General features: G+C 33.0%; 19 protein-coding genes. 2 read left to right on the plus strand and 17 right to left on the minus strand.

What is annotated here, in order from left to right:
* Positions 1-7: 7 nt before the first annotated feature.
* From C8P64_RS00230 to C8P64_RS00310, 17 genes are all read right to left on the minus strand, one after another.
* Positions 8-796, minus strand: coding sequence for a class I SAM-dependent methyltransferase (locus C8P64_RS00230; protein WP_108170057.1), 789 nt, complete (start codon positions 794-796; stop codon positions 8-10).
* Between the two features lie 14 nt (positions 797-810).
* A complete protein-coding gene (locus C8P64_RS00235) occupies positions 811-1,578 on the minus strand; it encodes a hypothetical protein (RefSeq protein WP_108170058.1) in 768 nt (255 codons plus the stop codon).
* Between the two features lie 107 nt (positions 1,579-1,685).
* Positions 1,686-2,297 (minus strand): acyltransferase, encoded by a 612-nt coding sequence (locus C8P64_RS00240; protein ID WP_108170059.1) that lies wholly within the window; start codon positions 2,295-2,297, stop codon positions 1,686-1,688.
* 49 nt (positions 2,298-2,346) lie between these two features.
* Complete coding sequence (locus C8P64_RS00245) at positions 2,347-3,303, minus strand: O-fucosyltransferase family protein (RefSeq protein ID WP_108170060.1); 957 nt, start codon at positions 3,301-3,303, stop codon at positions 2,347-2,349.
* Positions 3,304-3,338: 35 nt separating this feature from the next.
* A complete protein-coding gene (locus C8P64_RS00250; protein WP_108170061.1) occupies positions 3,339-4,559 on the minus strand; it encodes a glycosyltransferase family 4 protein in 1,221 nt (406 codons plus the stop codon).
* A gap of 4 nt (positions 4,560-4,563) precedes the next feature.
* Positions 4,564-5,472: a glycosyltransferase family 2 protein gene (locus C8P64_RS00255; RefSeq protein ID WP_108170062.1), complete on the minus strand. Its 909-nt coding sequence runs from the start codon at positions 5,470-5,472 to the stop codon at positions 4,564-4,566.
* A complete protein-coding gene (locus C8P64_RS00260) occupies positions 5,472-6,428 on the minus strand; it encodes a glycosyltransferase family 2 protein (protein WP_108170063.1) in 957 nt (318 codons plus the stop codon). Before C8P64_RS00260 ends, C8P64_RS00255 begins: the two co-directional genes overlap by 1 nt.
* A 12-nt stretch (positions 6,429-6,440) precedes the next feature.
* The gene (locus tag C8P64_RS00265; protein WP_108170064.1) at positions 6,441-7,274 is read right to left on the minus strand and encodes a glycosyltransferase; all 834 of its coding nucleotides are present in this window, start codon (positions 7,272-7,274) and stop codon (positions 6,441-6,443) included.
* Entirely contained in the window at positions 7,274-8,800 is a 1,527-nt protein-coding gene (locus C8P64_RS00270; RefSeq protein WP_108170065.1) for an FkbM family methyltransferase, read from the minus strand. The genes C8P64_RS00265 and C8P64_RS00270 overlap by 1 nt, the downstream gene beginning before the upstream one ends.
* A 1-nt stretch (position 8,801) precedes the next feature.
* Positions 8,802-9,899 carry a glycosyltransferase family 4 protein gene (locus tag C8P64_RS00275; protein WP_108170066.1) on the minus strand — a complete coding sequence of 366 codons (1,098 nt, stop codon included), beginning with the start codon at positions 9,897-9,899 and terminating at the stop codon, positions 8,802-8,804.
* 9 nt (positions 9,900-9,908) lie between these two features.
* The gene (locus C8P64_RS00280) at positions 9,909-10,769 is read right to left on the minus strand and encodes a glycosyltransferase family 2 protein (RefSeq protein WP_108170067.1); all 861 of its coding nucleotides are present in this window, start codon (positions 10,767-10,769) and stop codon (positions 9,909-9,911) included.
* Positions 10,766-11,305 carry a DapH/DapD/GlmU-related protein gene (locus tag C8P64_RS00285; RefSeq protein WP_108170068.1) on the minus strand — a complete coding sequence of 180 codons (540 nt, stop codon included), beginning with the start codon at positions 11,303-11,305 and terminating at the stop codon, positions 10,766-10,768. The genes C8P64_RS00280 and C8P64_RS00285 overlap by 4 nt, the downstream gene beginning before the upstream one ends.
* Positions 11,306-11,324: 19 nt before the next feature.
* The gene (locus C8P64_RS00290; RefSeq protein WP_108170069.1) at positions 11,325-12,248 is read right to left on the minus strand and encodes a DapH/DapD/GlmU-related protein; all 924 of its coding nucleotides are present in this window, start codon (positions 12,246-12,248) and stop codon (positions 11,325-11,327) included.
* Positions 12,249-12,250: 2 nt separating this feature from the next.
* Entirely contained in the window at positions 12,251-13,339 is a 1,089-nt protein-coding gene (locus C8P64_RS00295) for a DegT/DnrJ/EryC1/StrS family aminotransferase (protein WP_108171225.1), read from the minus strand.
* 2 nt (positions 13,340-13,341) lie between these two features.
* On the minus strand, positions 13,342-14,553 hold the full coding sequence (locus tag C8P64_RS00300) for an ABC transporter ATP-binding protein (RefSeq protein WP_108170070.1): 1,212 nt from the start codon (positions 14,551-14,553) through the stop codon (positions 13,342-13,344).
* 110 nt (positions 14,554-14,663) lie between these two features.
* Entirely contained in the window at positions 14,664-15,509 is an 846-nt protein-coding gene (locus C8P64_RS00305; RefSeq protein WP_108170071.1) for an ABC transporter permease, read from the minus strand.
* A gap of 18 nt (positions 15,510-15,527) precedes the next feature.
* Complete coding sequence (locus C8P64_RS00310; RefSeq protein ID WP_108170072.1) at positions 15,528-16,346, minus strand: polysaccharide pyruvyl transferase family protein; 819 nt, start codon at positions 16,344-16,346, stop codon at positions 15,528-15,530.
* A gap of 149 nt (positions 16,347-16,495) precedes the next feature.
* Here C8P64_RS00310 and C8P64_RS00315 point away from each other — a divergent pair, with 149 nt between their 5' ends.
* Positions 16,496-17,884: a glycosyltransferase family 28 protein gene (locus C8P64_RS00315; RefSeq protein ID WP_108170073.1), complete on the plus strand. Its 1,389-nt coding sequence runs from the start codon at positions 16,496-16,498 to the stop codon at positions 17,882-17,884.
* Between the two features lies 1 nt (position 17,885).
* Positions 17,886-19,031 (plus strand): glycosyltransferase family 4 protein, encoded by a 1,146-nt coding sequence (locus C8P64_RS00320; RefSeq protein ID WP_108170074.1) that lies wholly within the window; start codon positions 17,886-17,888, stop codon positions 19,029-19,031.
* The last annotated feature ends 43 nt before the right edge of the window (positions 19,032-19,074 follow it).

Raw genomic sequence — 19,074 nt, forward strand, 5'->3', positions numbered from 1 at the left:
TTTGCTTTCATGAATGTTTATCATATAACTTTAAAGCCTTAAATTCTTTGAAGTCTATTAAATTCAAACTATTTATACGTGTTTCATCAAAAATTTGAAATTCAAAAAAAGGATTTGAGTTTTTAGTGCAATTACCAATTGGTTGATTTTTGGATAGAATACCTACGCCCCAATCAGAATCAATACAGCATGAATTGACTCCAGGTTCACAACGCCATTTGTAAAAGGCCTTCCAGGTAGTACCATTCCAATAATGTTTTGCCGGAGTATGCCAATATTTATGTATTTCTCGAGCATGCCATTCCGACGGAGGATTGCAATCATGAAGTACTATAAAGCCATTGTCTTTTATGTGATTTAGGGAGTTTTTTATATCACGGTCAACCTGGTCCGCCAGATGTAATCCATCAATAAAAATCACATCAAATTTTATATCTGGAGCTAAGATCTTTCCCGAAGAAAGCTTTTTGAAAAAATAATCGCTGGTCATTTTAAAATCTACCGGGTTGGATTTAAATTCCAATCCTGGATCCACACTATACTTTTTGTCTGCTTTGATAAGATTGAAGTTATGATCTGGATTTCTAACCCCGATCTCAAGGTAATTTGTTTGATTGTGGAATAAAGATAAAAGATGATTAATAATACCAGTCCTAAATGGTCTTTTTCGATTTTCTAAAAAAGATTTATGGTTTACTTCCAAATAGTGATCATCATGTAGAAATTTTCTTCCTTTCAGATAATAACCTTTTTCAATATTTAATTTTGAAGTAATTTTAGTAAAGATTCGTTTCATTCTTAAATATAATATTAAGAGTTCCTTTTCGTAATAGATTTTTCGAGATTTTTTGAATTAAAAAAACCTTCTGTAATCTTACGAATATAGCGAGCGTAATGAACAAAGAGATTATGATCATATTCATTACCAAAACTACCACTAACCCCCTGAATTCTTAGTGGTACTTTGATTGCTTTAAATTTATGCTGATCTTTTTCAATATAATTAGAAATAGCATCCCATAAGGTCAACTCAAAATTGTGATGCACATTAATATTTACCCCTGCATCCTTCAGGAATGTCCAAAAATCCAGGGTGAAAACAAAACATCTGGCATCCATATTTCCAAAAGCAAAAGGATCTGCATAGACTAAATTTTTACTTTTAGACCTCAATCTTAAAAACTGAATGATGATCTGGTTAATGTTTAAAACCTTTAACCTTCCAGTAATTTTAATAATCGCGTCTGCATTTTTTATGAATTCAGAATTATTTAAGGCATACTCGATGATTTGGAGTTCCTTAAATCCTTTTCCTCTCTCAATCTTTTCGGGAGGGGACTTAAATGACAGGTATTCAATTCTATCCGTTATTTTTGGAAATACATTAAAATCAGTACCTGAATTCTCAACAAAAACAATTCTACTCTTAGTTTTTTCAATATAGAATTGTAAAGCTTCCATGTATTGAGTAAGCCTTATTTTAGGATCCTTAACACTTAGCGTAGTTTTTGAGTTGGGAGTGATTGTTCCGGTAAGTAAAATAACTAAGGAATCATAATATGTGCTAGATCTTTTCAATAAATATATTTCTAAGTATTATAAAACCAAAATTAAGAGCAGAACCTCTAGCTAAAACTTTTTTTAAAACCAAATTCTATCCTTTTTCAACTTAAAATTTAAAATTCTCACCAGTATTTCCTCCAGTCGATTTCCTTCTTCACTATCCTGGCGGGATTCCCGATAACAATATTTTTTTCAGTATCGATAGAATTCACTAATACACTTCCCAGCCCAATAAGGTTTATACTGTGGATTTTGACGCCTGGAGCAATAAGACAAGATGATGCTATGTAAACATCATCACCAATGCTAACTGAAAGGTCTTTTAAATTTGATTTAGTGTGGATAGAACCATGAGTCCAGATCTCCGTTCTTTTTCCTGCCAGCCATGTATTTCTACCTATTATAACTTCATTCCAAACATCAATATAATGATCATTAATTAACCTGCTATTTCGACCAATGGTAAAGGAAGATTTCCCGATAATAGTATTACCACTATGAATAGCAGTTCCATCGCCAATTTTTAAATTCTTACAGTTAAACAGACATTTATTTCTGATGATAACTCTATTTCCTATTTCAACATTTTCAGAATTGATAATACTTTTTCCAATATAAACATCCTTGCCAATAGAATATTTAAAAAAATGGCGATAGATGTACAGCCGCATATTATTGAAAGGACAATATTTAATTATCTTAAATAGGAATTTCCTGGAAAATCTTTTAATCATTAAATCAAATAGATTTTGAATTAGCTAATTCAAGAATTGCTCTTTCAAATTAAACTAATAATGTCTTATTTGTTATGCTCAATTCACCCTTATATTGAATTCCCATATCTTTTCTTTTTTGAATTTTATTCCCAAAATTATATATAAAGGATCTGTCTTTATTTAAGATCGCGGCTCTCTTAAGACAAATCATATTTGAATAACTACTCCGAGATAATCCTATGAATTTATTTGCCCTGGAACAAATTTCAAAGTTTATGGCTGCATTTACTTCATATTCCCATTTCGAATTATAAAAATAATTCGTTTCCAAACCTGAATCTTCAAACTGCTTTTTAATTTCTTCCTGGTTTTCACCTGAAGTAAAGAAAATACTTCCATCTGTTTCAAAATTTCTTACCATTTCTATAATATCTTCGACTGGCACATAGATCCTTTCATTATTTAAGCCGTTAAAGTCTTTAGTATACTTTTTCCAGTCAGATTCGGTTCTAACCTGTACTGCAGAATAAGTGCTGCCATTAGTATAAGAATCAACCATCTTAGCAAGGTAATCATTTAACCTCAAAGCTCTTAATACCTTCAATTTCATGTGATCTCTTTCAATCAAACATAACTGTCTTTGCCTATTTAATTCCTTCTCAGAATGTTCCCAAAGCGGAACCACATTTTCAATAGATTTCTTTTTCAAATTGGCACTATCATAGTCGACCCTGGAAATGATCATGTCTTTAACACCAGTCGAATCATGCATTTGAGAATTAAAATATTCAAGATCATATATGTCTGAAAATAGAATTTTCTCATTCCAACCAAAATAAGGTTCGATCAACCTGCAATTTTCCTGGACTGCAATATCGCAGGCACTCATTAATCCATGCAATTTGTTGCATAGACCTCCCTGTAGATGAATTCCAAGATATTTATCTTTGTATAAATCAAAATGTTTATAAAGGATCTTTTTTATACCAATCTTAACTTCTTTTACAAATGAATCTCGCCTCATCTAATTTAATAAGTGATAACCGTAATTTTTAACTCCTATCCGTAAACCTTATTCCATCTAGCGATCACAGATTTCTCAGAAAAATTTTTCTCGACGAATTCTCGTCCATTTTCTCCCATCGTCTTTCTTAATTCTTTATCTAAAATCAGGGTTTCTATTTTTGAAACGAAACAGGTAATATCTTTTTCCTCACATAAGAAACCTGATCGATCTTCCTCCAATGTATGGGGAACACCACCAGATCTAAAGGCCACAACCGGCAAGCCACATGCCTGCGCTTCTGCAGTGACTAAACCCTGACTTTCCACTTCTCCTCTAGAATTTCTTACTGAGGTCATTAAAAAAATATCTGAATATTTTAATAATTTAACTACTTCCGATGGATTTACCATTCCTTTAAAAACTATATGTTTTTCGAGTTTAAGTTCAATGACTTTTTGTCTGAGATTAGATATATTATTTCCCGATCCAGCAATAATATACCTAACATCATACCCTTTTTTGACTAAATCATAAACAGCATGGATACCATACTTTTGACCTTTTAATTCATCTAACCGTCCTATAGTGATCAGTTTAATTTCCTCTCCAGGTCCTTTTAATTTTTTATTGCAGAATAAATCTAAGTCTATTGCTACAGGAATTATTTTAATTTTACTTTCCGGTGCACCCAGCTCCAGTAATTTTTGTTTTAAAAACGGAGTATTCGCAATCAGATAACTGGAGCAAGCGAAAAGATCATTATAATAGCCATTATTAGGTATACGGTTATTAATAGGAAAAAATAAATCATGTCCATGAAAACTTACCACGATATTACTCTTTAAAAATCCGCACTTTTTTAGTAAATCCACCGGATTCTTATTATTCCCAAACTGAATATGAAAAATATCTATATTCCTGAATTTTCGATAAAAATCGAACTGGTAAATTAGCTGAATATTTTTTTTCTTGGTAAATCTAAAAGCCTTATAAATGCCAGGCCAGTATACAATATTTTTAAATAGAAGAAAAGCACCTTTTATCCATCTCCAAATTCTATTTTTTGGAATATCATAATCTTCTAATATAATACTATCAGCAATTTTAAATTGTTTAAAAATATCCAGGTTAGCATTTTCTTTAATTTCAAGGACTTCTTCTACCAGCACCTTTACCTGATATCCCAGCTTTTTTGCAAGTACGATTTGATTAACGACAAAGGTTTCAGAAAGCTTTGGAAATTTCCACACTTTGAAAATTATAGTTTTGCTCATGCCATCACTTTAAAACTTTAGTCTTTAACCATTTAAAAATCGAAGGTAATTTACTTTTACCCTTCCGCTTATCACTGAAAAATTCTCTTTCGCGCAATAAAAATTCGGAGAATTTCTGTTTTAAATATTCATAAAGATAATATTTCGCGTTTTGAACATAAATTTTATTACAATTACTATTTTTTAAATGATTCTCTATCTTTTTCCAGCTTAGGATTGTACTTTCAACCTTTTCGATTGAATCTATAGAACTTAAATTTCCTGGTACATCATATCGATAGTAAGCGACCGATTGCGGAACGAATTTTATTTTATCTGCCTCTAGAATAACTCGTGTAAAAAACTCGGCATCATCATTGTTAGTAAGTTCCTCATCCCATTTCCCGGCTTTATTTATAAGTTCTCTAGGTGTAAGGTAAACATGAAGAGGAAAGAACTCCTGGTTTCGACCAAATGAATTCAACAAAGCTTTTCCGCTTTTGAAATTTTTGTAGGAGTGGTATTTATATTTAAAGCGGGATTTTAAATCTTTTGCACTCGTAAAACCTCCCCATTTTGCGGTAAGTATGGTATCATTCCCTGGGTAAGATTTAACCTGCTTATTCAACTTCTCTTTGTGCAGCAGATCATCTGAATCAAGGAACTGAATAAGATTCCCATTGGAGATACTAATCCCAAAATTTCTGCAGGAACCCGCTCCTTTTTTAAGATCCCCCGGTCTCCTGAAAAATTTAAAACGTTCATCTGTGCTAACAAATTCTTGAACTTGCTCTACACTAGAATCTGTTGAGCCATCATCTATGACAATACATTCCCAATTAGTAAAGGTTTGAGCCTTTAACGACTCGAGAGTTTTAATAATATAATTTTCTCGATTATATACCGGGATGATGATAGATACGAAATCTTGCATCAGTTATACTTTATCTTCTGAAGTATAAAATTACCTCTATTAAAGGTACGATAAGAAACTATAGACAATATAGCCGCACATTTAGAAGAAATATTCATGTTTCTTTCTAAAAGAATAAATTTTTTGAATGCCTTGAAGGCATTAACATTTCTATCTAAAATCAACTTTTTAAAAGAATTAAGAAGGTAATTGCGTAAAAACTGATATTCCTTATTTTTGAGTTCCAATTCCTTATTTTGAAAAATCTTTAATCTAGCAAAATAATATCCCCATCTTCGGTCGCTTTCATTATCACTATAAGTAATTCCCTCTTCATGCTTTCTTAAGTAGACAAGAACTTCCTTGGTAATACTATATTCTTCGATCTGTTTTAACATTCTTAGATGAAACTCCCATTCCTGGGCTGCAGCCAATTCTTCATCGAATAGTTTTTCCTGTTCCGCTAAAAATTCTCTCTTCCATAGTGGAGTCTGGGTAAGCCAACCAATTTTCATTGTTAAATAGTCGTAAAAAAAATCTTCTGACCAGATATTTTTAAATCTTAATCGTATTACCTCATTTTGATTTTTTTCAAAAACCATGGATTGACAGATACAGAATTTAGTTTCGGAATTCTGAAGAATCCTTAGCTGATTCTCTAACTTTTGGGGATGCATTAAGTCATCACTATCAAACCAGTTAATATATTCTCCCTTGCACAATTCAAACCCAAAATTACGACAGGCGTTTGCTCCTTTTGAATAATTTTGGGGTCTACGATAAAAGAAAAAGCGAGGATCCTTTTCAGTATAAAATTCTAATAATTTATCGGTATGATCCTCAGAACCATCATCTATGACAAGACATTCCCAATTTAAAAAAGTCTGAGCTAAAATGGAATCCAAAGTTTCTCCAAGAAAAGCTACCCTATTGAAGGTAGGAATAATTATGGAAACTGTTGGAATAGTGCTTTTCATTTAGATTGATTGTTAAAACCTTATTTTAGATAAATGCCTGAAATATAATCTATAAGCTTTGATCTCCTGATATTTTCGATTTACTAGTCTGTCAAAATAAAAAAAGATGATCTCTTTTGTATTCATTAACCAGGGGCGATCTTTAATAGCAAAATGAAGGACGGAAATAGTTTTTTCTTCGGGATCGTCAAGATTTAGATTATATCCATTTTCCTTAATTATTTTATCCAGTAGAAATACAAATGCATTAAAAATAGCCGGAACTCTCCAATCCAGTTGATTTTTAAATTCCTGCTTGAAATAATAGTGTATAAGATCCTGATCAGAAAAATCTGTTTTTTTTGATTGTACTACTTGCCAGTTTTCGAAAATTTTTTCCGGAGTTCCAGCCTTCGGTTCTATGACCATCATCCCGGTATTGGGCATATCCCAGTCTTCGAAACCACTTACTTGTTCTGAAGCAGCAGCAAAAGTAAGGTGGGGCTTATTAAAGAGTTCATCAACATTTTTTATGACCAGCATATCACTATCCAGGAATACTATCTTCTTAAATTCCGTAAGACCAAAAACCTGTAATTTATCAAAAGTATGCACCCATCTTCTAGAATGCATATATCTGCTATTTTTATCGGGTATGACAAAACTCTTTTTCAGAACTTTGAATTCAACATGGTATTTCTTCAGCGTTTCAATAATCTTCTTGTTCTTTTTTATAAAGTCGGAAGTCATTAAAACTATTAGTGGGTATTTGCTTTCAACAATTTTGAGAGAATTGGCTAACACCAGTACTCCTTTTAAATAATCAGGACTGGATAATAATGTAACAAAAGTCTTATTCTTATCCATCAGATCCTTTTCCCTTTTAATGCGCGTATTCTTTTCAGGTTTTTGCTATTCTTACGTATAGCTATATAATCTGATCCCAACTGATAAATCATAAAGCTATGTTTTTTTAGAAAAGTAACAGAAGCTGTTTTATCTGGATGGTTTAGATGTTTATGTTCATAAAGAATTATTTCTGGGGAAAATTTATCCAGTTCCAACTGAGACAGAACAGCCCAGTCGTATCCCTCGACATCAATATGTAAAAGATCTATAAAATTTACCCTGTTTCTCTTTAAAAGTTCGGTAAGGGTAATTCCCAAAACCTTTTTTTCCTTGATATAAGGCGCTAACACACCATTTAAATGATCTGTTATATTACTTTTCTTAAAGGATCCTAATTGCTCTATCCAGGCAGGAAGATCAGGCCTCTCTTTTTTTGCATTTTCACTTACAAAATAAAAAGTTTGCCATGAACCATTATTGATCGCAACATTTTCAAAATTAAACCTGTTTTCATTCCCGTAATTTTCCTTAAGTTGCTTAAAAAGATATGGGACCGGTTCTACGAAAAGTATTTTCCACCTTAAATTTTTCAAAATGAGGTTATAAAGCGGATCTCCACTTTTCCCGTCATTCGAGCCGATCTGAACAATACTAGCGTTAGGCTTAGTCAAAATTTTTTCAATCCATTTTGAAGGATTATCAAATTTTTCTTCTTTTAGACTTTTTTTCGTAGGTCGAAAATTTGCAATTAATTTTTCCTTTCTTCTTCTTATACCCTCCTTAAATAATCTTAAATTATAGCCAGGTTTAAAATTTACTTTCTTTGTTCGAAATTTTTTTAAACGGCTTGAATACACTGGTACTCCCTGGAATGTATTCAACATATTTTTATCATGGACTACCTGCAGCCAGGCATCCTCTTCCTTAAGCTCCATAACCTGATGATCATTCCAATCATCATGCGCCCTGGATAGAACTGTTTTGACCTTAGAATTCGAGAGAACCTTTTCATATAAACTTAGAAACTGATTGTATGGGTATTTGAATGCAGCCAACCTGCAATTATTCCCATATTCCAGAAAAAGTCCCTGGGGGAAGTATAAAAGAGTATCCTTTTTTAAGTTGATCACTGCATTCTGAACATTTTCAATAAACCTGTAACTTAAGGCATCATCATTATCCAGCCTTGTAGTAAGCATATATTTTGTTTCAGATTTAATTCTTTTCTTGATAATAGCTGATAAATTAACCTGAAAATCTTCAAAACTGTTTACAAATACTGGTTCAATAATTGGAATCTGCTGAAGATCTTCTACAAGGTTCTTAATTTCCCTACTTGGATTAGACTGAAAAAATATGATCCATTGAAATTTTTTAACAGACTGTCCAATTATAGAAGGCAGGCAGAATTTTTTAAACAACCTGATCCTGTCTTTTTCCCAGGTTTCACCTAAAACTTCCATGTGATTCTTATCCTGCTTCCAATCACGTTTTTTTAAGTTGAACCTGGTGATAATAATATGTTGAAAATCTAATCCCGGCATCTCAACTTAATGCTTTTGAAATAGCAGAATTTAATATCGCGATATGTTTATCCATAGTATAATCTCTCAATACTATTTCCCTTGCATTTTCCCCCATTTTTTTAGCAAGATCGGCATCGCTTGCCAGGAGTATAATATTAGCTGCCATTTCATCAATATTATGCTCCTCACTTAGCAAACCTGTTTGGTTATGTCTAATAACATCTGCAATTCCTGCATGGGCGGTCGCGATAACAGGTAAACCGGCTGCTCCTGCCTCGGTGATCACCACCGGAGTGCCTTCAGAATTTCCCTCGGGGGTAGTTAAAGAATGTTGAATAAATGCTCTGGAGCTTGCCATAATTTTTCTAAGTTCATCTGGAGAGATCGATCCAACCAGTTTGATATTTTTTTCAAGCCTTAAATATCTTATTAAATTATTACAAGTATTAAAAAGTTCACCTTCACCTGCCATGATCAATTTCGCATGAGGTAGCTTCTTTAAAACCCTGGCAAATGCGAGGATAACATAGTAAGGAGCTTTTTTATCTGTAAATCTTCCTGCTGAAAGAAAATTTGGCTTGGAAAAATCTGGTGTGATGTCAAAAAATTCTTTTCGTGGCCCGCAAACGGTATAAACTATTTTTTCCACAGGACAACCCAGGTTGATCAAATCGGTTTTCATTTTTTTAGAAACCACTATCACATAGCTGGCATACCTAAATAATTTTTTATAGGACTGGTAAGCGATTAATTGATTTTGATGATGCGCATCGAAACCATGAAAATGCACGATCAACGGAATCTTTAAATGTTCGCAAAGTTCAGCAACAGTTTCCCCAGTACTACCATATTCTGCAAATACAAGATCTATTTTATTCACCTGGAAAGATTCAAGCAATGCTTCCTGTTCTAAAGTAAAATCATTGAGACGATAATACCCCTTGAGGATATGTTTAATTCTTTTCTGTCTTCCATAAATAATAGGCTTTCCCTGCAACATTGTGGGTAATTCGCCATTATGATAAAAAAAGATTTTCCCCTTCAAAAACTCTTTGTGGGCATTTATGAAAGTTTCTGAATATTGGTCTAAAGATGGGGAAATAAGGGCAATATTCATAAGTTCAATTTAATATCCAAAATCATTCCTTCTCTTTTTTATGGCTTTTTCAATGTGATGCTTATCTTCTTTCTCCTTAAAAATTTTCCTGAATTGCTTGAGAATTTTCACTCCACGCTTACACATTTCCTTTGCCGATAATTGATTCCATCTACCTCCCTGGTGCACACGATAAACTGCCATATCATCCTCTAAAAAAAATCCATCTGACTTTTTTAAAGCCCATAGTTGTATCCCCCAATCAATCGCATCGCCTAATTGAAGAATTTTTGGCATATTCGATATACAATCTTTTCTAAAGATTAAGGTGCAAGTATTGATATAATTGGAATAAATATGATTATTAAAAGTAATTGTATGGGACTTTAAGGGATTAGCAATAAGTTCACCATCCTTTAAACGTTTGGAGTTATGGGCACAATAGCTGTATTTGGTGTATTTTTCCAAGAAATCAACCTGCTTTTGCAACTTTAAAGGATCGGTCCAGTAATCATCACCCTCACAAATAGCAATATATTTTCCTCTTGCAGCATTTAGATTATATAAAAAATTGAAGCGTCCTGTTGTACTACCATTAATTTTAATATTATTCTTTCTATTGTGTAAAAAAAGCCTAATCTTTTCAGGATATTTTTCAGCATACCAGATACAAATATCTCTCGTCCCATCTGAACTATGATCCTCTCCTAAAAGAATTTCGTAAAGGAAATTTGTTTTTTGATTTAATATTCCATTCAGACATTTCTCTATAAATTTTTTATGTTGATAGGTTACAACGCTTACAGAAACTATGGGGTCTCCATCCATAATTTGATTGTACACAATTACTTCTTCTTTTTTATATTTTGAGAAAAATTTAGTGTAACTCATTTATCCTTAACCATAGTTTTTGCAGGTATACCAACATATACTTTGCCCTTTTCACAGTTTTTGTTTACAAAAGCCAAGGATCCTATTGTTACATTATCTTCTATAATTACTCCATGTTGAATTACTGCATTAGTGCCTATGAAAACATTACTTCCAATAGTGGCACCTCCAATCGCATTCCCTCCATCATCTAAATTGTTTGTCATCACTCTCGGACTCAAATAGCAATTGTCGCCTATGCTTAATCCTCTCGCTAAAATACTTTCGTATCTCATTGTAACATTATTACCAATTTTACAACTTCCAGAACTAGACACTTTTGAGTCTAGATAACAATTTTCACCAATTATGGTATTTTCTCGTAATTCTACATAACTTTTGACAACTGAATTTTTACCTATTCGAACTCCATTTTTCAAAATACAATAATGTTCGATAATTACTTCATCACCTATTATAACATCATCTTCGATAAAACAATATTTACCAATTTTGACATTTTTTCCTATTTGTGCTTTTTTAGATATAAAACTCATATTTCATAATATTAAAATACTATTCAGAGAACTTTGGAATACCTTTTAAGTTGCCATTAAACTCTCGTTCTTCAGCTGGAAGTCCAATTAATAGCTGTTTGGACCTTTTTGTGTTTTTTACAATAACCGCACCTGCCGCCACTACCGTAAATTGATGAATTTTAACCTTTGGTCTAAATGTCACAGAGGACCCAATAAAGCAAAAGTCTGCAATTTTGGTATTTCCACCGGTTACTACATTATTTGCAAAATGTACATTCTGACCAATTTTTGTACCGTGGCCTATCCTTGCTCCTGGAGCAATAACCGTATTAATACCTACTCTCGTATCTTCATTCAAAGAACCTCTTACAATAACAGAGTTTGCCCCAATAAAACAATTATCTTCAATAAAAACCCCTCCTAATTGGGGTTGCCTAATTTTTTCGTTGTTATTTTTCCAGACCCAAGCAGTTCCAGTGGCACCTATCGTACAATTAGGCTCAATAATGACATTCTTCCCAATTGAAGAATTATCGTTAATAATACAATGAGATTTTATAATTGTATTATCTCCAATTCTCGATTTTCCTATAACGACGAATGGATCTATCTGAACATTCTTTCCTAAGTTTGCCTTCTTATGAATAATTGCTGATTTACTTATATGACCATTTGATTTTTCCTGAAACATTGAATTTAAAAGTTGATAATAAATTAATTGTGGGTTTTCTTCCACATGAAGAAAACCATTTTCAGAACGAATATCTAAATTGACTGAAGTAATTATAAGAGATCTTTCTAGATTATAGGTCCAATTATCACCCACAAAAAAATAAAATCCATTAGATTCAGGTTCAAACAATGAGCAAATCTTATAGGATGTATGCTTAGTACCTGAAAAAGAATACTTAATCTTATTAATTTTCAAATAATCAATTATTTCCTCAAATGATAACTCCACATTCAAATATTATAAATGGTAACATTTTTTTTAATTGTATCACAAATCTGATCTAAAACATTTTCATGAAGCCCTTCGAATAAGGGCAAGCAAAGAATATTTTTAGAAATCTTATCTGCTACCTCCATTTCACATTCTTCCAAATAATTTAATGAATTTAGACATGGGTAAAAATATCTTCTTGGAAAAACACCAAGGTTTTCCAAATTAAATTTAATATCAAGAAGCATTTTTTCTGTTTTAAAAATAACCGGATAATAACTGTAATTCCAATTAGATCCTTCCCTTATTTTTAATTTCTTGATCTCGAAGCAATCTAAATTCTGATTATAAAAATTTACTTGCTTCTTCCTATTTTCTATAATTTGATCAATATAAGGCAATACGGATAGCCCCATTGCAGCCTGCAATTCACTCATTTTTGCATTGATCCCTAGTCCATGAAAATCTTCCTGCCCTTTATGCCCAAAATTATGATGGTAAAATAATTTTTGAAATACCGTATCATCACTTGCAAATAGAGCTCCTCCCTCCCCGGTATGAAAAATCTTGGTTGCATGAAAACTACAGGTACTCACATCGCCATATTCAAAAATAGACTTTCCTTTATATTTTGCACCAAAACAATGTGCCGCGTCATAGATCACTTTTAAATTATAATTTTTCGCCAACTTCTCAATAGCTTCCACGTTACAGGGATTACCAAAAACATGGGTTGCCAGGATTGCAGATGTCTCTTCAGTTATCGCCGCTTCGATTTTGGTTTCATCTATGGTTAGATATTCCGGATGAATATCTACGAAAACGGGCTTGCACCCCTCCCAAACAATACTAGAAGTCGTGGCGACGTAAGAAAAGGGAGTAGTAATGATCTCTCCTTTCAATCCGAGAGCTTTTATAGCTATTTGCAAAGGCAATGTTCCATTTGTGGTTGCGAGGATATTAGGGACTTGCAGGTAGGAGCTTAGCTTTTCCTCAAGTTCCTTAACCAGCACCCCCCTATTAGTGATCCAGCCTGCTTCCCAAGCCCGGGACAGAACAGCCTGGTATTCTTCCTGAGGCGGTAAAAATGTTTTTGTAACCGGAATCATCATTATCCTTTATTTAAAGGGTTGTTATATGAACATACCTCATAGGTCGATTTTAGTAAAAATGGTTCCCAAGTTTCATTTTCATGAATTACCTGAAAATTAATAATGGAATTTTTTCTATAAATTGGTTCCTTATTTACTGAAGACCTCACTGCAATATTAATAGAGTAAATACCTTTTGACAACTGCAGTTCATTATGGGATACGGCAAACATAATATGACCATCTTTTTCAATAATAACTCCGCTTAAATTTTTTTCTAGTAAAGCAACCGGCCTCTGTTCCTTATCAACAATAATGGTAAAAAATTCAGGAACCGGAATATCCTTTAAAAGTTTAAAATGATAGTAAACCTTTAGATTATCGTTCCAATTAATCTGCCCTTTTGGGGATTCGATTTTAGCATCAATCAATTCAATTGAGTTATCTGTAAATACCACGTTGCTCTCATTTTCAATAAATCTCGCATAGTATTTATCTATTCCTTTCCCAACATTAGATCCATTATACATAGATTTTCCGTGTTCCATAACTATGATTTGATTACATACTCTTGAAACTGTTGGCATACTATGGGAAACAAACACAATGGCCGTTTTGGGCAAAATTTTGTCAATAGTCTTAAAGCACTTTAAAACAAAACCAAGATCTCCAACGGCTAAAACTTCATCAATGATGAGAACATCCGGTTCCATTTGTGCAGCCACGGCAAAACCTAACCTTACCTTCATCCCGCTACTGTAATTTTGCACAGGCATATCTATAAACTCCCTCAATTCAGCAAAATCAATGATTTCATTTAATTTTTCTTCGATCTCCTTCCTACTAAAACCAAGTACCGCTCCATTGTTATAGATGTTTTCCCGGCCGCTAAGGATTGGATTAAATCCAGCACCTAGTTCTATTAATGCTCCCACTTTACCTTTGATGGTTACCTTACCTTCATCTGGCTTGATAAGTCCGTTTAAAATTTTTAACAAGGTAGATTTGCCCGCCCCATTATGCCCAATAAGACCAAGGCATTCACCACGGCGTAATTCAAAATTTATATTCCTTACCGCCCAGAATTCTTTATCTCGTAAATTTCTTTTGTGATCGTCCCTGGAAAGATTAGAAATTAAATCCTTTACCCCATACCATAAACTGGTCTTTAAATCCTTGCAAAATTTTTTGGATAGACCTTCAGCTTTTACTAGTATTTCTTTTTCTTGCATTTGGGGTCTGCTTATTCTGATTTTTGATAAATTTAAGGAATTTAAATTCCTTACGTTTAAAATAGAAGAGGGGTTTCAGCCCTTTCTATTTAGTAAACTAATCCTTTTTATTAATTTGATCTTTCTACAATAATAGGAATAGATATCCTGTAAAAAACCATTCCAATAAAAAGCAAAGGAATACAAATTAATAACGCTATTGAAAAATAGCCGATAAATTCGGGGTTAGTCCCAATAAGCAAATCCCTCGTAGTCACGATCAACGGGGTAAAAGGATTTGCTAGCATAAGTGTGCGCATTATTCCACTATCTGGTATAGAATAAACAACCGGTGTTATGTACATTAAAAATCCCAGTCCCATGGAAATTATCCTGGAAACATCAGAGTATAGCATACTTAAAGGTGTAATAAAAAGTCCGATGGTTGTCCCCATTAACAGGGCAGCCAGTATAGCTAAGGGAAGAAAGACCAAACTCCAATGAAATCCAACACCGAACAAAAATACAAAAGCAATAAGCATAACTATTTTCAAAAAAGAATTAAATAATAGTTTATATATGCCGGAAACCACCAGAGCCTCTTTTGGAAAGTTGATCTTACTAATAAGACCTCTGGCTCCCTTGGTACTGGTTGCAGGTGTATTAATCGATTCGGTTAGAATAGACCAAATTAAAGTACCAGAAAATGCATAAACCGGATAAGGTATACCAGTTTCAGAAACCTGAATCGTTCCGGAAAGGTTTAGAAAGATCCAAATAGCTCCCGTCATTAGTGGTGCCACGAATGCCCATACAATCCCAAGATAAGATTGCCGGTATTGCGCTTTGATGTCTCTTTCAGCAAGTTGCCTTGATAAAAATCTAGATTTCCAGATATCACTAAGGCTTTCCTTGATCAAATGGTAAATATTGTGGTTATTTTCCCGTTGATAGACTCTGGTTTCCAATTGTTTCATAACAAATAGTAAAAGTATTTATACTGTAAAAGGGCAGCTGTGCATTAGCCCATCCTGAAGACTTTTGATCAATTCAGGGTAGGGTAAATTTGGCTTTTCCTGAATCATACTTTCAATTTCTGAATCACTGATTTTTTCATTTATCATTTTACCGGAGTAAAAAGGAAGTTGGACAGATTCCATATAATCCTGGTATTTGATATTGTTTCCAAAAATTTTTTTCGAAAATCTCACCCAAACTGAGGGGATATTATACGCATGCGAAACTATGATGCCATGCAAAGATGATGAAATGGTTTGTTTACAGGCAATAATTTTCCTCGTAACCTCTTCAACATCCAGGGTCATTAGATCTATAACTATTATCTCTTCACTATCCTTGTACCATGAATTTACAAGATCGTAATCATGGTAATGTGGTATTATTCCAATCTTGTAGGATTTTTCTATATCTGGAAAGTAGAATTTAGGAAGCAAGAGAGCTGGATCTCCGTATACCTCAGGACACGAATAACCTTTTTGATGCAAAAAACCCATTGTTTGGGGACCTCTTACCGCTAAGAATTTCGCTTCCTGAATTTCCTGTTTATTATCTATTATACCGCTACCCCAAACAATACTATGCTTAGTCGCATGATGAATGATACTTCCTGCTCCCAGATAAACAACCTTATTTAACCTATACCATGGTTGCTTTTTAGGATGGATCCATTCAGTGTTTTTACCTGATATTTTCTCAATTAAATATTTTGAAACTAAATCTCCGTAATTCTCTTTTTTCTTGGATAAAAATTTTATCTCGCTCCAGTAAAAAACAGGTAATTTTCTAAAAGGCATATATAGGTAACAATAAGTATTTAACTGTTTGGGGAAATTAAATAAAAAACTAGAAAAAAATCGAATGTCAATAGGTTTTTAAAGCGTAATAGTAATCTGCCGAAGAGATTTTATATCTTTCGGGCATTAAACTTATAATTCATTTTTTTTTGGCTTCAAAAAAAATTTTCATCCTTCTCCCAGATGGCGTTAGTTTAAGGAATTTTGCTTTCACTTCTTTTGTTCAGATAGGAGAAAAAAATGGATGGGAAGTGATTTTCTGGAATCAAACTCCATTCGACCTAACGACTTTAGGTATCAAAGAAATTAAATTACGATCCAAACCCAGAGCTTTTACTGACCTTCTTAAGCGCGCGAAGGTAAAGGTTGAACTTGATGAATTCCAGGCAAGGTGGAATGACCCAGTTTATGATACCTACAAATTTCCATCTAAACCTAAAAATATAAAAGGTATTATTAAAAAAGGTGCAGTTTTCTTACTCACCAAAGCTTACAAAGGTGAAAAAGGATTAAATCATCTACGTAAAAGGCTCCAAAAATCTGAGCGTAAAAATAAATTTTACACCGAATGTTTGGCTGTTTTAAAAAGAGAAAAACCAGATTTTCTATTCTGCACCAGCCAACGTCCTCTTAGCGCTATAGCTCCCCTTACAGCAGCTCAAGATCTAAATATTCCAACATCATCCTTTATCTTTTCATGGGATAACCTTCCAAAGGGAACAATGGTTGTGGAAACTGATTATTATTTTGTTTGGAGTGAATACATGAAAAATGAAGTAAGGAAATATTATCCTTTTATTTCCAATGAGACAGTTTTGGTTACTGGAACTCCTCAGTTTGAACCACATAGTGACCATAGCAAAATTCAAACCCGAAAATATTTTTTTCAGCAACACAATTTAAATCAAGATCAAAAATACATTCTGTTTAGTGGTGATGACAAAACTACCAGTCCTGATGATCCGCAATATTTAGCTGATCTAGCAGAGGCGGTTGGAGAAATGAATAAAAAAGAAGGAAATATTGGGATTATTTTTCGCAGATGCCCTGTGGACTTTTCTGATAGGTATGATTGGGTTATTGAAAAATTTCCAGATTTGATTAAAGCTATAAATCCGCTATGGATAAAAAAAGGAGAGATTTGGAATATGATACTTCCCACCAAAGAAGATATTCAAATACAAATGAATTGTATTTTTCATAGTGAAGTAATTTATAACCTGGGCTCGTCCATGGTTTTTGATGGAGCTCAGTTTAATAAGCCCTGCATTTATATTAACTATGATGTTGAGGATAAAAAGAATAAAAGATGGAGTACGGAAAAAATATATAAATTCATTCATTTTAGAAGTATGCCTTCAAAACATTGTGTAATTTGGTTAAATTCTAAATCTGAAATTTCCAAAAAGATTGATTTAGCCTTTTCGAATCCTGATCTGCATATTAGGAAGTCACTAGAATGGTTTAATAAAATAAATCTGTCTCCAAGTAAGGATGCTTCTGAGAGAATTTGGAAAAAAATAGATAAAATTTTATAAAGTGCATCTGGCATTTCTAACTTCTGAATATCCGCACCAAAGAACTACCCTATCGGCAGGAATTGGAACGAGCATTAAAAATATTGCAGCCGAACTCTTAAAAAAGGGATGGACAATTTCAATTTTTGTTTATAATCAAAGAGAAGATGACATTTTTAAAGATTCAGAAATTGAAATCCATCTGATCAAGCAGCGGAAATATAAAATTGCTGGTTGGTATTATCATAGAAAATATCTTCAGAACTACTTAAATAAATTTATTAAGGCTAATGATATCGATGTATTAGAAGTTCCGGATTGGACAGGAATTTCAGCTTTTATGAAACTAAAGTGTCCAATAGTTTTAAGATTACATGGCTCAGACACCTATTTTTGTTCTTTGGAAAATAGGAAACAGAAAAGAAAGAACTACCTGTTTGAGTATATGGCAGTAAAAAATGCAAATACCATTCTCTCGGTAAGTCACTTTACTGCAAATAAAACTAAAGAACTTTTCAATATTAAAAAGCCTATAAATGTAATTCCCAATTCTTTAAATTTAGATAATTTCAAATTATCTAAATCAAGTTTGGATCACAATAGATTATTATACTTTGGAAGCATTATCAGAAAAAAGGGTGTTATAGAACTAGCCCATATTTTTAACATAATTAATCAAAACAACCCAGATTGTATACTGGTTATTGCGGGAAAAGATTCAAAAGATATTTTAACTGGGAGATCTACAAAAGATTTGATGCGAGAAATCCTGAGTGAAGGTGCTAATGAAAAAACAAAATGGCTTGGACAGTTGCCCTATGAAAATGTTAAGACAGAAATTTCCAAGGCTACTGTGATCAGTCTACCTAGTTTTGCCGAAGCATTTCCCATGACCTGGATTGAATCCATGGCAATGGAAAAAGCCATAGTAACATCAAATATAGGGTGGGCAAAAGAAATTATTGATGATGGCATTACTGGTTTTACTGTAAACCCTAAAAATCATAAAGATTTTTCGGAAAAAATTGAGTTACTTTTCAAGAATGATAAACTAAGGTATCAAATGGGGAAAATGGCTAGGAGAAAAGTAATTGAGCATTTTTCCTCCAAGATAATAGCAAATAAATATGATAATTTTTTATCTCAAATAATCCACGAGCATAAGTAGCCTTAAATTATTATGATATATTAATATAATTGGATAGACCTCA

Source organism: Christiangramia gaetbulicola (assembly GCF_003054225.1).
Classification (GTDB): Bacteria; Bacteroidota; Bacteroidia; order Flavobacteriales; family Flavobacteriaceae; genus Christiangramia; species Christiangramia gaetbulicola.